Source organism: Pseudomonas sp. TWP3-2, assembly GCF_049897765.1.
Lineage (GTDB): Bacteria > Pseudomonadota > Gammaproteobacteria > Pseudomonadales > Pseudomonadaceae > Aquipseudomonas.
In genome coordinates this window covers 18,325-34,842 of record NZ_JAFCWW010000034.1, presented here as the reverse complement: position 1 = coordinate 34,842, position 16,518 = coordinate 18,325, and the positions used below count along the sequence as shown (strand labels likewise).

General features: G+C 59.5%; 18 protein-coding genes. 8 read left to right on the top strand and 10 right to left on the bottom strand.

Features of this window, described 5'->3' with window-relative positions; all coding sequences use genetic code 11:
- Positions 1-202: 202 nt before the first annotated feature.
- Positions 203-394, bottom strand: a complete 192-nt coding sequence (locus ACP7EE_RS26940; protein WP_426206662.1) for a YegP family protein — start codon at positions 392-394, stop codon at positions 203-205.
- Between the two features lie 213 nt (positions 395-607).
- Here ACP7EE_RS26940 and ACP7EE_RS26935 point away from each other — a divergent pair, with 213 nt between their 5' ends.
- Positions 608-1,534 carry a LysR substrate-binding domain-containing protein gene (locus ACP7EE_RS26935; RefSeq protein ID WP_426206663.1) on the top strand — a complete coding sequence of 309 codons (927 nt, stop codon included), beginning with the start codon at positions 608-610 and terminating at the stop codon, positions 1,532-1,534.
- A 29-nt stretch (positions 1,535-1,563) separates the two neighbouring features.
- Here the strand turns inward: ACP7EE_RS26935 and ACP7EE_RS26930 are convergent, their stop codons facing one another.
- Together ACP7EE_RS26930 and ACP7EE_RS26925 are read right to left on the bottom strand one after the other, a co-directional pair.
- The gene (locus tag ACP7EE_RS26930) at positions 1,564-2,499 is read right to left on the bottom strand and encodes a LysR substrate-binding domain-containing protein (RefSeq protein ID WP_426238011.1); all 936 of its coding nucleotides are present in this window, start codon (positions 2,497-2,499) and stop codon (positions 1,564-1,566) included.
- 191 nt (positions 2,500-2,690) lie between these two features.
- A complete protein-coding gene (locus ACP7EE_RS26925) occupies positions 2,691-3,869 on the bottom strand; it encodes a cyanate transporter (RefSeq protein WP_426206665.1) in 1,179 nt (392 codons plus the stop codon).
- Positions 3,870-4,165: 296 nt separating this feature from the next.
- Here ACP7EE_RS26925 and ACP7EE_RS26920 point away from each other — a divergent pair, with 296 nt between their 5' ends.
- The 4 genes from ACP7EE_RS26920 (at position 4,166) to ACP7EE_RS26905 (ending at position 8,407) form a co-directional block, all read left to right on the top strand.
- On the top strand, positions 4,166-5,815 hold the full coding sequence (locus ACP7EE_RS26920; RefSeq protein ID WP_426238009.1) for a phosphoethanolamine transferase: 1,650 nt from the start codon (positions 4,166-4,168) through the stop codon (positions 5,813-5,815).
- Between the two features lie 130 nt (positions 5,816-5,945).
- Complete coding sequence (gene rnd, locus ACP7EE_RS26915) at positions 5,946-7,079, top strand: ribonuclease D (RefSeq protein ID WP_420647821.1); 1,134 nt, start codon at positions 5,946-5,948, stop codon at positions 7,077-7,079.
- Positions 7,076-7,369 (top strand): YcgL domain-containing protein, encoded by a 294-nt coding sequence (locus tag ACP7EE_RS26910; protein WP_426206667.1) that lies wholly within the window; start codon positions 7,076-7,078, stop codon positions 7,367-7,369. The genes rnd and ACP7EE_RS26910 overlap by 4 nt, the downstream gene beginning before the upstream one ends.
- Before the next feature lie 105 nt (positions 7,370-7,474).
- Positions 7,475-8,407, top strand: a complete 933-nt coding sequence (locus ACP7EE_RS26905; protein ID WP_426238007.1) for a D-2-hydroxyacid dehydrogenase — start codon at positions 7,475-7,477, stop codon at positions 8,405-8,407.
- A gap of 64 nt (positions 8,408-8,471) precedes the next feature.
- Here the strand turns inward: ACP7EE_RS26905 and ACP7EE_RS26900 are convergent, their stop codons facing one another.
- Positions 8,472-9,065: a nitroreductase family protein gene (locus ACP7EE_RS26900; RefSeq protein WP_426238005.1), complete on the bottom strand. Its 594-nt coding sequence runs from the start codon at positions 9,063-9,065 to the stop codon at positions 8,472-8,474.
- Positions 9,066-9,221: 156 nt separating this feature from the next.
- Between ACP7EE_RS26900 and ACP7EE_RS26895 the strand changes: the two genes are divergently transcribed.
- Positions 9,222-9,671 carry a YcgN family cysteine cluster protein gene (locus tag ACP7EE_RS26895; protein WP_426206670.1) on the top strand — a complete coding sequence of 150 codons (450 nt, stop codon included), beginning with the start codon at positions 9,222-9,224 and terminating at the stop codon, positions 9,669-9,671.
- A gap of 19 nt (positions 9,672-9,690) precedes the next feature.
- Entirely contained in the window at positions 9,691-10,920 is a 1,230-nt protein-coding gene (locus tag ACP7EE_RS26890) for a hypothetical protein (RefSeq protein WP_426238003.1), read from the top strand.
- A gap of 111 nt (positions 10,921-11,031) precedes the next feature.
- Here ACP7EE_RS26890 and ACP7EE_RS26885 read toward each other — a convergent pair whose 3' ends face one another.
- The 4 genes from ACP7EE_RS26885 to ACP7EE_RS26870 all read right to left on the bottom strand — a co-directional run bounded on the left by ACP7EE_RS26885 (position 11,032) and on the right by ACP7EE_RS26870 (position 13,272).
- Positions 11,032-11,409, bottom strand: coding sequence for a YgaP family membrane protein (locus ACP7EE_RS26885; protein WP_426206672.1), 378 nt, complete (start codon positions 11,407-11,409; stop codon positions 11,032-11,034).
- An 81-nt stretch (positions 11,410-11,490) separates the two neighbouring features.
- Positions 11,491-11,961, bottom strand: coding sequence for an RNA methyltransferase (locus tag ACP7EE_RS26880; protein ID WP_095060636.1), 471 nt, complete (start codon positions 11,959-11,961; stop codon positions 11,491-11,493).
- Positions 11,962-12,165: 204 nt separating this feature from the next.
- Positions 12,166-12,537, bottom strand: coding sequence for a YajD family HNH nuclease (locus tag ACP7EE_RS26875; protein WP_007911336.1), 372 nt, complete (start codon positions 12,535-12,537; stop codon positions 12,166-12,168).
- Positions 12,538-12,585: 48 nt separating this feature from the next.
- Positions 12,586-13,272, bottom strand: a complete 687-nt coding sequence (locus ACP7EE_RS26870) for a spermidine synthase (protein ID WP_426238001.1) — start codon at positions 13,270-13,272, stop codon at positions 12,586-12,588.
- A gap of 80 nt (positions 13,273-13,352) precedes the next feature.
- On the opposite strand from ACP7EE_RS26870, the gene ACP7EE_RS26865 reads away from it, so the two are divergent.
- Positions 13,353-13,652, top strand: a complete 300-nt coding sequence (locus ACP7EE_RS26865) for a hypothetical protein (protein WP_426237999.1) — start codon at positions 13,353-13,355, stop codon at positions 13,650-13,652.
- Here ACP7EE_RS26865 and ACP7EE_RS26860 read toward each other — a convergent pair.
- Together ACP7EE_RS26860 and ACP7EE_RS26855 are read right to left on the bottom strand one after the other, a co-directional pair.
- On the bottom strand, positions 13,649-14,122 hold the full coding sequence (locus tag ACP7EE_RS26860) for a cyclic nucleotide-binding domain-containing protein (RefSeq protein WP_420647831.1): 474 nt from the start codon (positions 14,120-14,122) through the stop codon (positions 13,649-13,651). The genes ACP7EE_RS26865 and ACP7EE_RS26860 overlap by 4 nt on opposite strands.
- 263 nt (positions 14,123-14,385) lie before the next feature.
- Positions 14,386-16,440 (bottom strand): S9 family peptidase, encoded by a 2,055-nt coding sequence (locus ACP7EE_RS26855; protein ID WP_426237997.1) that lies wholly within the window; start codon positions 16,438-16,440, stop codon positions 14,386-14,388.
- Between the last annotated feature and the right edge of the window lie 78 nt (positions 16,441-16,518).

Here is a 16,518-nt window from a genome sequence, read left to right as displayed (position 1 = left end):
CAGCAGTGAAACGATGCATCGCCGATGGTAGTGTGGGGTTTCCCCATGTGAGAGTAGGTCATCGTCAAGATTAAATTCCGAAACCCCAATTGCGAAAGCAGTTGGGGTTTTGTTTTGCCCGCAAGAAAGTGAGCAAACGAAAAGCCCCGCAGATGAAAATCTGCGGGGCTTTTTCATGACCAGGCATTTTGCCTTTAGATGCCTAGATCTCTTTAACCGGCGTCTCGCCCTGTACACCTTTGATCAACTCGATCACATGTAAGCAATCCGCCTTGTTCACATATGACTCGCCGCTGGCGACCGTCTCGTGATTCCCCGCGCGCAACCTCCAGCGCCATTGTCCCTGACCCGTACTCGGGCTTCCTTTGGATTGCCTGTAAATCTCGAAATACATTCAGCTCGCTCCATGCGATTGGTTAACTGCGACAACCTGTGTGACGCATGCTCGCAAGCCTAGCGGAGTGTGGGTTTTTGGCCATCCAGGATTTGTTTCCAATCGTAGGCGGATGTTTCTGCAGTGCTGATCCATATGGCAACGTGGATGTTTATGGACGGCAGGCCCTCCAACTTTCTACACTGCCCGCAGTTTGGAGATCGGGGGCAATGGATGAATCGAAATGAACTGCGCAAGGCCGATATCAACCTGATGGTGGTGTTCGAGACCTTGATGCTTGAGCGCAATGTGACCCGGGTCGCCGAAAAGCTTTTTCTCGGCCAGCCGACCATCAGCTCGGCGCTCAACCGCTTACGTACGCTATTCAACGATCCGTTGTTCATCCGCGTTGGCCATCGCATGGAGCCGACGGCCCGTGCCGAAGAGATCTTCAAGCATCTATCTCCGGCGTTGGACTCACTGTCGGTCGCCCTTAGCCTGACTCATGATTTTGATCCCGCCATCAGCACCATGACTTTCCGCATCGGTCTGTCGGACGACGTCGAGTTCGGCCTGCTGCCACCGCTGTTGCGCGCCCTGCGCCAAGAGGCGCCGAAAGTCGTGTTCGTGGTGCAACACGTCGATTACTGGCGCATCCCTGATTTGCTGGCATCCGGGGACATTACCGTGGGCATCAGCCAGACTCGCGGCCTGCCGGCGAATGCCAAGCGCAAACTGCTGCGACATATTCAGCCGAGCATCCTGCGCGCCGATGCATCCAACACACCGCTGACCCTCGATGAATATTGCTCACGCCCGCACGTACTGGTCTCCCATACGGCCAACGTCAGTGGTTACGCCGATGAATGGCTGGCAGAAATCGGCCGCAGCCGTCAGGTGGTGTTGTCAGTGCCGCAATATAGCTCGCTGCCGGCGTTGCTCGCGGGTACCGATCTGATTGCCAGCCTGCCGGACTACACCGCCGAGGCCATGGCCGCTTCCGGTCACCTGTTCAAAGAACCATTCCCGTTCAAGACCCCGACACTCGACCTGTCGATGGTCTGGCTCAGCCATGTCGACACCGATCCAGCCGAACGCTGGTTGCGCTCACGGCTGGAGGCATTCATGAGCGAAAGATCGCTGCAGCCAGCTGTGGGGTGAGCAGGGCAGCGCTGTTTTAAAGCGTGCGTTTATCCATGTTGCATCTCGAGACAGGTCTCGATTACTTGCTCGCGCAGCCAGAGGTTGGCGCTGTCCTGGTCAGCGTTCTGGCTCCACTGCATGTCGAGGGTGAACCCAGGCAAGCCGTTGGGCGCTTCGCAGTGGTTGAACACTGCCTCGTTGGTCAGCAAGCGCTGAATACGGCGGGGCAGGGTGAGGATGAAGTCGGTGCCGGTAATCATCTTCAGCGCCGCGCTGTAGCTGTTCGAGCGGGCGACGATCTGGCGTTTCTGCGCCTGACGCGCCAGCCAGCCATCGACCATGTTCGTGCTTGATGTCCACGGCGTCGGGAAGACGTGCCTGCGTTCAGTAAACGCTTGCAGACTCAGGCGCGGTTCCAGTGGCGTGGCGCGTTTATCGAAGACACAGACCAGATCATCTTCCAGCAGCGTCCGGGACTTGAGATCGGTGTGGTGACGGTGGAAGTTTGGGCCGAAGCAGATCACCAGATCGAGACTGCCATCGCGCAACTCTTGCGCCGGGACATCGGTTTCGAATTTGTGCATGTTGATCATTACCGGCAGGTCAGCGAAATCGAAACGCTTCAACAGCCGTGGCAGAACCAACTGCTCAAAATACTCCGGGGCGCAGATGTTGAAAGTTGCCGGTTGTGCGGTCGGGTCAAAGGCTGTGGCACCGGCATGGCACAGGTTGATGCTTTCCAGAATCTTCTGCACATGGCCGTACATGCTGCTGGCTTTGTAGGTCGGCCGCATGCCCGTGCGGGTGTTGACGAACAGTTCATCCTCGAAGCTGGTGCGCAATTTCTTAAGACAGTAACTGACGGTGGACTGGCTGACGAACAGCGCCTCCGACACATCGGTGACGCTGCTTTGCTCGTAAACGGCGACAAACACCATTAAATCCTGCATATCGAGCTTTCTTAGCAAGTTACTGTTCAGCATCCGTTCCGTCCCGATGTGCTCCTTGCGCTGAATCCGCGCAAACGTGTGCGTACGATCCTAACGGAACGATGGTGCCACTAGAAAGCCCTGTAGGACATTTCACGGACAGTTGTGGGACAGAAAGTTTTAACAACACGACGCGACTGATTGATTCGGCGGAAGATGGCCAGAAGCCTTTAGCCAGACACTTCTCAGTGAATGTGCCGGGCGTAATGCCTTGGATCGAAACGCCGTACGATCAGCAACATCAGCACGATGACTCCCGTCAGCGCCCACCAGGCCCATTCGAAGCTGCCCAATTGATCGCGGATCATCCCGGCCAGCAGCGGCGAGAGACCGGCAATCAAATAGCCGATGCCTTGCACAAACGCGGTCAGGCCTCCGGCGCTTTGCGGGTTGTCGAGATGATCGAGGGAAACGATCAGGCTCATCGGGAACAGTCCGCCGATACCCAGTCCCAGGAGGCCCGGCCAGAGCAGGCTCAGATGTTGCGGGCTGAGGATCAAGCCGCAGAAGCCAGCGATGATCAATCCCAGCAATCCGGCCAGCACCCGCCGACGGTCGCGACTGCGGTTGGCAATGGCCGGAACCAGCAGGCCGGAAATCACCTCCATCGCTGTCAGAAAACCCAACAGCAGACCAGCATCCTGTTCGCTCCAGCCCTTTTCCACGTAGTACGGCGCCAGCCACGCGAGTACACAGGTGTAAGAAGCAGTGCCCAGACCGAAGAAGACCGCGAGCAGCCATGCGCGAGAATTGCAGAAGAATGACTTTTTTCTCACGGTTGCCGCTGCCACCGTGGAAGCATTCGAATGCTGCCAGAACAACAACGCGAGCAGCGCCAATCCCGCCCAGATCGCCAGACCGGCGCGCCAACTGCCGGTGCGCGCCATCACCAGCGGCGCAAACGAGGCGGCAATGGCTGCGCCGCCCATGATCGACGTCACATACAGTCCCATGCATAACGCCACATTGTCGGGAAACCGCGACTTGATCAGCGCCGGCATCAGCGCCTGAATTAACGCAATACCGAATCCGGCGAGCATCGCGCTGACAATCAACTCCGCCGCCGAATCGACAAACAGCCGTGACACGCTCGCCAGGCCAATGATCAGCAGCGACAACAGCACTGCGCGCCGCTCACCCAGGCGCTGGCTAATGCCAATCCCGAAAAACATCGCCAAACCCATGGCCATCACGGGGAGCATGGTCAGCAGCGCCGCGACGCTGAAGCTCAACGGGATATCGCCGCGAATCGCCGACAGCAACGGACCTACCGCTGCCATCGACGGACGCAGATTCAGCGCGACCAGAACGATGCCGAGCATCAGCCAGGCAGCTGGGCGGGCGGTGGCACGGACGTTTTCCATTTTCAGACCTTCGAGCAAGAGGCTGTCGATTAGGCGCGAGGCCGCCCGCCTGGGCAAACCAGAAAATCCGCAGGCCTATTTAAAAATTCGATAACCCCTGCGTTGAATCAGTAACTGAACCACACCTGAATCATTCTCAAATACTTCAGAAGTTTTGGCTTATTGCCATCAGCCAACTAATCGTTGGCTTCTTTTTCACAAAAAATTGATGGTTAGCTGCTTAAAGTTTGAGTCGTCTGAGCCAATGAAGTTTTCACAATTGGCCACGGCGCTTCTTTTCAGGAATCACCCTAACTATGTTGAAGATAAAAGCCGTGCGCCCGGAATGGGTGACGTTGTGTGCCAGTGCCTTTCTTTTGGCCGGTTTCAATTTCGTGCTCTGGCAGCATCTCTTCGAGATCACTGCTGCGGACGGCAAAGGCATTGCCATGCGCGTTGCGTTCGGGGTGATGATCTTCGCGGCTTTCAACATCGTGCTGACTTTTCTGGCGTTCCGCAGAGTATTGAAACCTGTTTTGACGTTGATGTTTTTGTTCAGCGCTGGCGTGGCTTATTTCATGAGCCAATACGGCGTGTTGATTGATGCGGGAATGTTTCGTAACTTCGCTGAAACCAACATGACTGAAGTTCGTGATCTGCTCTCGTTGAAGTTGATCGCTTATATAGTGTTGCTGGGTGTTTTGCCGTCCTGGTTATTGTGGCAAGTTCCGGTCAACTACCGTCGCTGGCACCATGAGCTGTTCAGCAAAGTTATCGTCAGCGTCGCTTCGGTGGCGGTCATCGGTGGTGTAGCGCTGGCCAACTATCAAGGCTTGTCTTCCTTGTTTCGCAATCACCATGAGTTGCGCCTGATGCTGGTGCCGAGCAACTACATTGGCGCCTCGGCCGGCTATCTGCGCGAGCAGGTGGTTTCGGCGCGGCAGCCGTTCGTCAAGATCGGCGAAGATGCACGACGCGACCCGGCCGTGCAACTCCATCCGCGCAAATCCCTGACCGTGTTGGTCGTCGGTGAAAGTGCACGGGCGGAGAACTTTGGGATTCTTGGCTACAACCGCGACACCACACCGAAACTCGATAAGGAAGCAGGCCTGATTGCGTTTACCGACGTGCACTCCTGCGGCACGGAAACCGCTGTTTCGGTGCCGTGCATGTTCTCCAACATGGGCCGCAAGAACTACGACGCCAGCAAGGCCAAAAATGAAGAAGGCTTGCTCGACGTACTCAAACGTGCCGGGATTGATGTGATCTGGCGCGATAATCAGTCTGGCTGCAAAGACACTTGCGATCGCGTCACGGTACAAGACGTCAGTAACTTGAAAGACCCGGCGTTATGCGCCAACAGCGAATGCCGTGACGAAATTCTCCTGCAAGGCCTGCAAAGTTTTATCGATCATCTTGACAAAGACACCGTGCTGGTTCTGCACCAAATGGGTAGTCACGGTCCGGAATACTTCAAGCGCTATCCGAAGGAATACGAGCACTTCACCCCGGTGTGTGAGAGCAACGCGCTGAACAATTGCAGCCGCGAAAGCATCGTTAACGGTTACGACAACACGTTGGTGTACACCGACCACGTGCTGTCGAGCCTGATCGATGTGCTGCGCAATAATCAGGACAAAGTTGATACCGCGATGTTGTACCTGTCCGATCACGGCGAGTCGCTGGGTGAGTACAACCTGTTCCTGCACGGCACGCCGTACATGCTCGCGCCGGATCAGCAAAAGCATGTGGCCATGCTGGCATGGTTCTCCGACAGCTATCAAAAGTCCTACGCGGTCGACACCCATTGCCTGCAAATGAGCCGCGACAAACCGTTGAGCCAAGACAATCTGTTTCACTCGATGCTCGGCCTGCTGGAGGTGCATAGCTCGGTGTATCAGCAGGATCTGGACATGTTCGCCGGTTGCCGTGGCGCAGTGATCGATGGAGTTCTGGCCAAGGACTGAGTCGGCAGACGCACTCTGTAAGACTATTCTTTCCCTCAGGCAGGAGATTTCATCAAGCTCCCGGCTTGTGCAGGCGCGTAAATCGCTGGCGGCGATATATACTGCGCGCCATTCTTCAAGGGAGAGCCGTGTGGCCATCGATATTCACTGGATTCGCGACAACGATAGCCTCGCGCAGTTTTGCGCCGAATGGCAGCAGCTGCCTTTCATCGCCCTCGACACCGAATTCATGCGCGTCGACACCTTTTATCCGATTGCCGGCCTGTTGCAGGTCGGCGACGGCAAGCGCGCTTACCTGATCGATCCGCTGAGCATCAACGCCTGGCAACCGCTGGCGGCGTTGCTGGAAAACCCGGCAGTGCTCAAAGTCCTGCATGCGTGCAGCGAAGATCTCGAAGTCCTGCTGCGCCTGACCGGCAGCCTGCCAGCGCCGATGTTCGACACACAGTTGGGCGCCGCTTATCTGAACCTCGGTTTCTCGATGGGTTATTCGCGACTGGTACAGGAAGTGCTCGGCATCGAACTGCCCAAGGGTGAGACCCGTTCCGACTGGTTGCAGCGTCCACTGTCCGACACGCAAATCAGCTACGCCGCCGAAGATGCCGTGCATCTGGCGGAGGTTTTCGTACAACTGCGGCCGAAACTGTCTGACGACAAGTTCGCCTGGGTGCTGGAGGACGGCGCCGAACTGGTTGCCAACCTGCGCCGCGAAACCGATCCGTACGAAGCCTACCGCGACGCTAAACTGGCGTGGAAGCTGTCCCGTGCGCAACTGGCCGTTTTGCGCGAGTTGTGCGCCTGGCGTGAGCTTGAAGCCCGCGCCCGCGATCTGCCGCGCAACCGTATAATCCGTGAGCACTCGCTGTGGCCGCTGGCCCGCACGCAACCGGACAATCTCGTGGCGCTGGGCAAAATCGAAGACATGCATCCGCGTACCGTGCGTCAGGATGGCCAGTTTCTGCTTGATCTGATCAAGCGCTCTGGCAGTGTGGGGCCTGATCAATGGCCGCCAGCCGTGGCCGAGCCATTGCCGATTGACGCCGCCGCGCTGATCAAGCAACTGCGCGCGCTCGGTCAGGCCGAAGCCGAACGCTTGGGCATCGCACCGGAACTGATGCTACGCAAGAAAACCCTCGAAGCGCTGGTCAAAAGTGGCTACCCCGAAGGTCCTTACCAATTACCAGATTCGCTGCGTGGCTGGCGCCGCGAATTGATGGGCCAGGCACTGCTCGACAGCCTGGCCACCGCCGGAGAACAGCCTTGAAACGTATTTGCTCCATCTACCAAAGCTCCAAGCGCGCGGGCATGTACCTTTACGTGCTCAAGAGCGATGAGCTCGAACGTGTGCCCGAAGGGCTGATGCTGGCGTTCGGCAAGCCGAAACTGGCCTTCAATCTGGTGCTGACGCCGGAGCGCAAACTGGCCAGCGAAGACATCGTCGTGGTGCTGGAAAACCTCGAGAAGCAGGGCTACCACCTGCAAATGCCGCCGGCCGAGGACGAGTACATCGAGCACTTGCCCGAAGAGTTGCTGCGACGCAACGACCCGATGTGATCTGCGAGGCCCGGTCCTGGGCCTCGGGTAATCCCTGAAACTGTTTTACGGCGATGACCGCCCCTCAGGGGGCGGGCGTCTGCACGGTTTGCGAAAGGTTTGAAGATGCGCGTTCTGATTGCTGAACACGACCACGCGGTGTACGCCCGACTGCTGCAACAGGCGGCCCCCGATCTTGAAGTGCTGACCAGCGGCGACTCCGCCGAACTGGCCCGCCTGGCGGTCGATTGCCCGGTGTGGCTGGGCCAGCCGGATCTGCTCGCGACGCTGTTGCGTCAGGGCCACCAGCCACAATGGCTGCAATCGACCTGGGCCGGTATCACGCCGTTGCTGGCCGACGGCTTGCGCCGCGATTATCGGCTGACCCGGGCGGTAGGGATTTTTGGCCAGGTGATGGCCGAATACGTGCTGACCTACATGCTCGGTCACGAGCGTGAAGTGTTGGCGCGACTGGTCAGCCAGGTCGAGCGCAAGTGGGACAGCCGCACTGGCCAGAGTCTGGTCGGGCGCAAGGTGCTGATCGTCGGTACCGGTGATATCGGCCAGAGCGTGGCGCAGTTTCTGCTGCCGTTCGGCGTTGAACTGTACGGCATTGCCAGCAGCGCCCGTGAGCAGGCGCCGTTTGTCGAAGTCGGTTCGATGGCGGACTTGCCACGGCTGGTCGGCGAGGTCGATTACGTGGTCAACCTGCTGCCGAACACCGAGCACACCCACGATATCTACGACGCGGCGCTGTTCAAGCAATTCAAGCCGACCGGGCTGTTCATCAACGCCGGGCGCGGCGTGGCGGTGGTCGATGCGGATCTGGTCGAAGCCTTGAAAGAAGGGCATCTGGCCGGCGCGGTGATTGACGTGTGCCGTCAGGAACCTCTGCCACAACGGCATCCGTTCTGGACTGCATGGGGCTTGCTGCTGACCGGGCACAGCTCGGCACCGACGTCACCGTCGCTGATGGCGCAGCTGTTTCTGGATAACTTGCGCGCGTATCAGGCGGGCGAGGCGTTGCGTGGGGAAGTGGATTTCAATCGCGGCTACTGATTCAACGCAGTAAAAAATGTGGGAGCTAGCAGGCTGGCTCCCACAATTGGTTTTGCAGTGTGGCTTAAAGAGTGAAATCGCCTTCAGCGGCCAACTCACTCAACGGCCGACGCGGGCTCGGCTCTTCGCGCGCTTGCAGATATTCCGCCAGCGTCGCCTTATCACCCAACTTGCCCACGGCAACCGCCGCGTGCAGCGCATAACCCTCTGGAATATTCAGCTCCTTGCGCGTCAATTCCTGATCGAACCCGGCCATGCCGTGGGTGTGCCAGCCGCTCAGGCTTGCTTGCAGCGCCAGATGGCCCCACGCCGAACCGGTGTCGAAGGTGTGCCACAGCGCCGGCGTTTCTTCGCTGGCGCCCGGTGCGGTGAACGTGGTTTTCGAGATCACGATCACCAGTGCCGACGCGTGCTGTGCCCAGCTGCGGTTGAACTCGTTGAGCAGGCCCAGATAACGTTCCCAGTTCGGCGTATCGCGACGCGCGTAGAGGAAGCGCCACGGCTGCGAGTTGTAGGCCGACGGCGCCCAGCGTGCGGCTTCGAAAAAGCTCAGCAAGGTTTCTTGCGGGATCGTTTCGCCAGTGAAGGCGCGCGGCGACCAGCGCTCGGTGAACTGCGGGTGAATGGCGTAATCGGCAACGCGGGAGTTGGCGCTCATCAAGAGATTCCTGGCGACGTTTGGGTGCTGGCAAAACTACCCGTCGGCAGAAAAACTCACAAGCCCCGTGCAACCGGCAGTCGCCAGCGCTTGGCCCGCAAGGTGTTGGGTACTAGACTGGCGGCCTTTTCACCACCTGATGTTGATGCTTGAGCCATGGCCGCCAAAGTCGAACCGTTCTGGATACGCAAAACCCTCGATCAACTCGATCCGCAGGAATGGGAATCGCTGTGCGACGGCTGTGGCCTGTGCTGCCTGCAAAAGCTTGAAGACGAAGAAGACAACAGCGTCTATTACACGCGCATCGCCTGCAAACTGCTGGACCTGAAAACCTGCCAGTGCAGCAATTATCCAAAGCGGCTGGAGTTCGTCCCGGACTGCATCCAGCTCACGCCGGGCAAGGCTGAAGAGTTTCGCTGGTTGCCGCCGACCTGCGGTTATCGCCTGGTCAGCGAGGGCAAGGATCTGCCGCTGTGGCATCACCTGGTGTGCGGCGACCGCGACGCGGTGCACCATGAGCGGATTTCCCAGTCCGGACGGATGCTCGCCGAAGGCAGCGTGCCGGAAGATAACTGGGAAGATCACCTGATTTTCCGCGCAGGCTAATGATTCTCAAGGAGTGGGTATGGCGACGGGATTGCGCCGGGCGCTGATCTTTGCGTTGTTGGCATTCAGCGCCCCGGTGTGGGCGGCAAACAAAGTCGATCTGGATTACCACGTGCGCCTGCTGCCGCAGAGCGATCAGGCCGAAGTGCGCCTGACGCTGGCGCAAGGCTCGGCGGTGCGCAGCCTCGATTTCGATCTAGGAGACGGCAGCCACTACAGCGACTTCAAGGCTGACGGCCAATGGCTGCTGACGCCGGGCAAGCAAGCGCGCGGCGTGTGGCGGCCAGCGGCGGATACGGCCAGCCTGACCTACCGCGTGCGCATCAGCCACGGGCGCAAGAACGGCAGCTTCGACACGCGCATGACTGCGAAATGGGCGTTAATGCGTGGCGATGATCTAGTGCCCGCCGCGAGGCTCGATCAGCAAGACGGCGTTGAACTGGTCTCGCGCCTGCAATTCGAATTGCCCGACGGCTGGAAAAGCGTCGAAACCGCCTGGCCACGCATCGGCAAGAACAAATTCCGCATCGACAATCCGTCACGCCTGTTCGACCGGCCGACGGGCTGGATGCTCGCCGGCCATCTCGGCAGTCGCCGCACGCGACTGGGGGAAACCGAAGTCACCGTGGCCTCGCCGCAAGGGCAGGGCATGCGCCGCATGGATGTGTTGACGCTGCTGACTTTCGTCTGGCCGCAGGTGCAGGCGGTGTTCCCGCGGCATCCAACGAAGCTGTTGATTGTCGGCGCCAGCGACCCGATGTGGCGCGGCAGTCTGGCGGCGCGCGAGTCGATCTTCCTTAACACACGCTTGCCGCTGGTCAGCGAGAGCGGCAGCAGCGCGCTGGTGCGAGAGTTGGCGCAGGTGTTCGGGCGCATCAACGATGAGCATCGCAGTGACTGGATCAGTGAGGGTTTTGCCGAGTATTACGCCATCGAACTGGTGCGCCGTGCGGGCGGCATGAGCGATGAGCGCTACGCGAGTTTGCAGGCGAAACTGGCCAAGGACAGCCACAAAGTCACGACCTTGCGCGGCGAGCAGATCAGCCCGGCGCAGGTTTCGAAAGCGGTTTTGCTGTTGCAGGAACTGGATCGCGAGATCCGCTTGAAGACGCGTAACAAGCGTTCGCTGGATGACGTGTTGCGGGGGGCGATGCATCTGGGGCAGGTGGATACCAAAGCGTTTGTGCAACTTGCCGAAAGCATAATCGGCGAGTCTTCCAACGTTCTTGATACCGAGTTGCTTCAGTAAGTCCGCCATCGCTGACAAGCCAGCTCTCACAGAGGTCTTGATTAACGCCACAAGACCTGTGGCAGCTGGCTTGCCAGCGATGAGGCCATCAGCCTCACCGCAGATTCAGAATCAAACCCCGGCTTTCGGGGATTTCACCGAATCATTGCCGGTCACCGTAGCGGTGCTGGTCGCAGCCTCGGCATTCGCCTTGAGCTGGCTCAGCTCCTCACCGGCGCGTTCGATCTTGGCGCGCACGCTGTTCATGTCCTGACGGCTCTTCTCGATAAGACTCTTCACCGAACTGTGCCCAGTGATCCCGCGAGCCATGGCCACGCCGCCAATTGCCACCTGAATCAACCCGAACACGCCGCCACGGCGCAGGCCCTTGCCAACCATCAGCACACCGCCAGCCAGCGAGCCGATACGCTCCCAGCCTTCAACGTTCTGGTCGGATCGGCTCTGGAACGGGGTGGATGCGATACGTTCGACGCGTTTGAGTTCGTTCATGATCTTTCTCCGTGCATTCAGTGATCGATAATCAAGCTGACTGCCGGAGCGTGCCGCTTGTTCCATCGAATGTGCAACGCTTCAGCGGAATTTTGGCCCGGAGCGGGTGTTCAGCCCCTTGGCCATGCGGTCGTAAAGCACGACGTTGACGGTCGCCGCGAGATTCATGCACCCGGTGGTCGGGATGTACACGACGTCTTCGCACCAGTCGCGGATCTCTTGATCGAGCGAGCCGTCTTCCGGGCCGAAGATGTACAGGGCGCGGTCGGGGTGAGTGTATTCCGGCAAGGGGCGGGCGCCTTCGACCAGTTCCACGGCGACGGGTACGCAGTTGAGCGGCAGGATTTTTTTCAGATCGTCGATGCCGATCAGCGGAATGTCGTAGTGCACGCGTTTGGTGTCGGTGACGAAATCGGCGGCGCGTTCATAGCGTTTGCCGGTATAGAACACCGAGGCTACGCCATAACAGCCTGCGGCGCGCATCACCGAACCGACGTTCTCGGGTGATTTGGGGTTATACAAACCAATGCAGCTGTACCGTTTGTCTGCCACGAGCGGGGTGCCTTCGGGAAAAAGAGCGCGATTATACGGGGATTGGGGGAGGGCGGGCAGATTCGAGACTTGTGGCGCCTGAACCATTGCAATCGCGGGCAAGCCCGCTCCCACAGGATTCTTGGTGTACCCCAGGTATGTGAACGACTGAGATCACTGTGGGAGCTGGCTTGCCAGCGATGAGGCCAGTGCTGGCAATGAAGATCAATCTTCTTTCTTCATTAACCCGGCCAACGCCGCAAACGGGTTATGCGTCGCCTTGGCAATCTTCGGCGTGCTCAGCGAGCCTTCGCTGAAGTACTGCTGATCGGTATAACGCGAGTGTTCGTTGTCGTGGCAGTACAGGCACAACAGCTCCCAGTTCGAGCCGTCCTGCGGGTTGTTGTCGTGGTTGTGGTCGCGGTGGTGCACGGTCAGTTCGCTGAGGCGCTTGCCGGAAAATTCACGGGTGCAGCGCCCGCACACATGCGGGTACATCTTCAGGGCTTTGTCGCGGTAGCCCATTTCCTTGTCGCGCTGATTGTCGGCGAGGATGCGGTCCAGCTTCGAAGTGTTGGTCGGGGTGGACGAACTCATGGGTTCACCTTTGTAGAAGACGAATGACGGTTATGCGTGAAGTTTAGCTCAGCCCTTGAGCTTCTCGGCAATCCAGATTGTGTGGCGTGTGCCCTTGTTGCCGTGGGCGAAGACCTGGACTTCCTCGGCCTTGAAGCCGGCCTTCTTCAACTTGTCGGAAAACTGCTTGTCGGCGCTGGCCGACCAGACTGCCAGCACGCCTTTCGGGCGCAGGGCTTTGGCGCAGACACTCAGGCCGCCGGCGGAATACAGCCAGCTGTTGGCCTTCTGGGTCAGGCCTTCGGGGCCGTTGTCGACGTCGAGCATGATCGCGTCGAAGCCGTTCGGCTCGCTTTGCAGCACCTTGGCCACGTCCTCCTGACGAATCACTGTGCGCGGGTCGAGCAACGGCCGGCCAGACTTTTCACCGAGCGGGCCGCGATTCCACTCGACCACGCCGGGCACCAGTTCAGCGACCACCACTTCGGCGGTTTTCCCCAGATGCTTGAGCGCCGAGGCGAGGGTGAAACCCATGCCCAGCCCGCCGATCAGCACTCGCGAATCCGGGCGGCCAGCAACTTTGCGGCAAGGGATTTCCGCCAGCGCATCTTCGGAGCCGTGCATGCGCGTGTTCATCAGCTGCCCGCCGTCGCCGCCCTGGATCTTGATGACGAAATCCTCGCCATACTCGAACAGGCACAGGGCGCCGCCATTGTCAGGGATTGGCGTGGTGTCGAGCAGAACGAAACGTTTCATGGAAATCTCTACAAGAGGAAGGCGCGCAGACGCGGTTGGGAGTAGCCTGAGCCCAGACTTTAAGGCCAACGGAGCCATTGATGAAGCGCACCATTCTAACGGTCATTGCCCTGGCCGCGCTCTCGATAACTGCATCGATCACTGCAGTGCAGGCCCAACAGAGCATTCCCGTCAGCCCGCCGCCGGCATCCGGTTCGCCCGGCACCGCGACGCCGACCCCGTATCCGCAGATCGGCCCGGTGGGCATTCCCAAGTCCGGAGCCGGCAACGGTGGCGGTCCAGCGTTGGTGCCGATCGAGATGCCCAGCCCGCCGGTCAAGGATCAGCCGTTGCCGGGCCTTGAGCAGAACGACAGCAAGAGCAAATCGCCGGGCGGCTAGATCTGTTGCGCCGCCAGTTGGCCGTCAGCCATGCGCAGACGTTTCGACAAAGAGACGGCGAGGGCGCGGATAATCTTGGCGGCGATCTTCGGCGCATCGTTGAGCATTTTTTCCAGTGAATCCTTGCCCAGATTGAGCAACTGGCAATTGCTGGCAGCGATGCAAGTGGCAGAACGCCGTTCGCCATCGAGCACGGCCATTTCACCAAATGCCCGACCGCTGCGCAGAGTGGCCATGGTGATGACCTGGCCGTCGCTGCCGGTTTTCTGCACGGCGACCTGACCGGTATGCAGGATGCACATGAAGCTGCCGGCATCGCCCTCACGGAAAATCGCCTCGCCCTCAGCCACGGTGCTGATGCTGAAGTAACCCGAAGCGGCGGCGAAGTCGGCCAGCACCAGTTGATCGAACAGGCCACAGTCCATCAGCCAGTCGCGAATTTCGTTGTTCAGTAAGGTCGGTTCTGACATGTCGTTACAGTCTTTTTGTTTTTCACGGTTTCCAGGCATTACACCGCCTACATAGGTGCGACCTGTGGCGAGGGGATTTATCCCCGTTCGGCTGCGAAGCAGTCGCAAAACCTGCAATCACATTGTGACTGGAGAGTTTTGGGGCGGCTTCGCCACCCAACGGGGATAAATCCCCTCGCCACAAGGACGCGTCCTACAGGAGATTGCTTGGTGTATCGGCCTTCAGGGGCTTGAATTAAGACCTGACCGACCGGCGGAGTTCCTCAGGCGATGCCCAAAACCTTGAAAACAAATGCGTATTCGAGGGCTACGTCACGTAATCCCTGATAACGCCCGCTCATACCGCCATGCCCGGCACCCAGTTCGGTCTTCAGCAGCAACAGATTGTCGTCGGTTTTGCTCGCGCGTAATTTCGCCACCCACTTGGCCGCTTCCCAGTACTGCACGCGGCTGTCGTTGTAGCCGGCGATTACCAGCGTTGCCGGATAAGCCTGCGCAGTGACGTTTTCGTACGGCGCGTACGCCTTTATCCGCTCGTAGACGTCTGGTTCTTCAGGATTGCCCCACTCGTCATATTCGGTGACGGTCAGCGGCAGTTCCGGGTCGAGCATGGTGTTGAGCACGTCGACGAACGGCACTTCGGCAATCGCCACGCCGAACAGATCCGGACGCTGATTGAGCACCGCGCCGATCAGCAAACCGCCGGCGCTGCCGCCGCTGATCGCCAGTTGCGGCGCAGTGGTGATGCCGTTGAGGATCAAGAACTCGGCGCAGGCAATAAAGTCGCTGAAGGTGTTGTGCTTGTGCTCCTGCTTGCCGGCGCGATACCAGGCTTCGCCCAACTCACCGCCGCCGCGCACGTGCGCAATGGCGAATGCCATGCCGCGATCCAGCAGACTCAGGCGTGCATGGGAGAACCACGGATCGAGGCTCGAACCGTAAGCGCCGTATCCGTACAGATACGTCGGCACGGCTTTGCCGACCATTTCGCGTTTCATCACCAGGCTGATCGGCACCAGCGTCCCGTCCGGCGCGGTGGCCCACAGGCGTTGGCTGACGTAGGCGTCGGCATCGAACGGGCCAAGCACCGGGGTTTCCTTGAGCACTTTTTGCTCGCCATCCGCCAGCAGCAATTCGCGAACTTGCGCCGGGCGGTTCAACGCCTCGTAGCGCAGACGAATCCGGTCGCTGTCGAATTCAAGGGTGTTTTGCACATACAGGCTGTAGGCCGCGTCCGGTAATTGCACGCGATACGGCGCTGCGCCGTGTGGGTGAACTTCGATGATCGGCAGGCCGCCCTCGCGCAGGCTCAGGGTCATGGCTTCGGCGTTCAGGCTCACGCCATCGAGCATCACCGTGTCGCTGTGCGGGATCAGGTTGTGCCAGTCGGCTTCGGTCGGTGCGATCCCGGTGTCGGCCGCCTGATACAAGGCGAAGTTGATGCCGTCGCGATTGGTGCGGATGAACCAGGTCCGTTCGCCGTCGAGCTTGCCGTGATCAACGTCGTACTCGTGATCTTCGACCCGTGGCGCCAGGCAGGTGAACGGCAACTGCGGCTGATTGGCGTCGAGCACCCAGACTTCGCTGGTGGTCTTGCTGCCCAGCGACAGCAGCAGTTGCTGCTCGGAGCTGGCGCGATAGCAATGCAGGAAGAAGCGCCCGTCCGGCTCATGGAAAACCTCTTCAGCGGCCGTGCCGTCCAGACGATAGCGGAACAGTTTGTACGGGCGATGCGTCTCGTCGAGGGTGGCGAAGAACAGCGTCAGGCTGTCGTTGGCCCAGGTCATGCTGCCATCGGAGTCTTCGAATTCCAGTTCGCTGACACGTCCGCTGGATAATTCCTTCACGAACAGCGTGTAAATCTCGTCGCCCGAGGCGTCGACGCTGTAGGCCAGACGCTGGTGATCGGGGCTGATGCTGAAGGCGCCAAGGGAGAAGAAACCGCCGTTGGCCAGTGCGTTCGGGTCGAGCAGCAGTTGTTCCTGACTTTCGTCGAGGGTCAGGCTGTCGTCGGCCGGGCGCGGGCAGCGGTAGTGGCGGGCGTATTCATCGCCAGCCGTGGTGCGCGTGTAATACAGATACGGGCCCCACGGGGAGGGCAGGGACAGGTCGGTCTCAAGGATTCGGCCTTTGATTTCTTTAAACAGGCTCTCACGCAGTTCGGCCTGATCGGCGGTCTGCGCCTCCTGGTAAGCGTTTTCAGCCTTGAGGTAATCGAGCACCGCAGCGGTGTCGCGCTCCTGCAGCCAGGCGTACGGGTCGACACCGGCCGCCTTGTGGGCAATCGGGGCACGGATGACGTTGGCGGATTCGGGCATGGAAGGCTCTCGGACATGACAAATAGGGGTGGCACGGACGGTGGACAAGCCGGGCGTGCGAAAAGTCGTTACTATAAG

Excerpts from the sequence above, each read along its gene's own strand:
- ACP7EE_RS26940 (WP_426206662.1), bottom strand. The coding sequence starts at position 394 with ATGTATTTCGAGATTTACAGGCAATCCAAAGGAAGCCCGAGTACGGGT.
- ACP7EE_RS26935 (WP_426206663.1), top strand. The coding sequence starts at position 608 with ATGAATCGAAATGAACTGCGCAAGGCCGATATCAACCTGATGGTGGTG.
- ACP7EE_RS26930 (WP_426238011.1), bottom strand. The coding sequence starts at position 2,499 with ATGCTGAACAGTAACTTGCTAAGAAAGCTCGATATGCAGGATTTAATG.
- ACP7EE_RS26925 (WP_426206665.1), bottom strand. The coding sequence starts at position 3,869 with ATGGAAAACGTCCGTGCCACCGCCCGCCCAGCTGCCTGGCTGATGCTC.
- ACP7EE_RS26920 (WP_426238009.1), top strand. The coding sequence starts at position 4,166 with ATGTTGAAGATAAAAGCCGTGCGCCCGGAATGGGTGACGTTGTGTGCC.
- ACP7EE_RS26905 (WP_426238007.1), top strand. The coding sequence starts at position 7,475 with ATGCGCGTTCTGATTGCTGAACACGACCACGCGGTGTACGCCCGACTG.
- ACP7EE_RS26900 (WP_426238005.1), bottom strand. The coding sequence starts at position 9,065 with ATGAGCGCCAACTCCCGCGTTGCCGATTACGCCATTCACCCGCAGTTC.
- ACP7EE_RS26895 (WP_426206670.1), top strand. The coding sequence starts at position 9,222 with ATGGCCGCCAAAGTCGAACCGTTCTGGATACGCAAAACCCTCGATCAA.
- ACP7EE_RS26890 (WP_426238003.1), top strand. The coding sequence starts at position 9,691 with ATGGCGACGGGATTGCGCCGGGCGCTGATCTTTGCGTTGTTGGCATTC.
- ACP7EE_RS26885 (WP_426206672.1), bottom strand. The coding sequence starts at position 11,409 with ATGAACGAACTCAAACGCGTCGAACGTATCGCATCCACCCCGTTCCAG.
- ACP7EE_RS26875 (WP_007911336.1), bottom strand. The coding sequence starts at position 12,537 with ATGAGTTCGTCCACCCCGACCAACACTTCGAAGCTGGACCGCATCCTC.
- ACP7EE_RS26870 (WP_426238001.1), bottom strand. The coding sequence starts at position 13,272 with ATGAAACGTTTCGTTCTGCTCGACACCACGCCAATCCCTGACAATGGC.
- ACP7EE_RS26865 (WP_426237999.1), top strand. The coding sequence starts at position 13,353 with ATGAAGCGCACCATTCTAACGGTCATTGCCCTGGCCGCGCTCTCGATA.
- ACP7EE_RS26860 (WP_420647831.1), bottom strand. The coding sequence starts at position 14,122 with ATGTCAGAACCGACCTTACTGAACAACGAAATTCGCGACTGGCTGATG.
- ACP7EE_RS26855 (WP_426237997.1), bottom strand. The coding sequence starts at position 16,440 with ATGCCCGAATCCGCCAACGTCATCCGTGCCCCGATTGCCCACAAGGCG.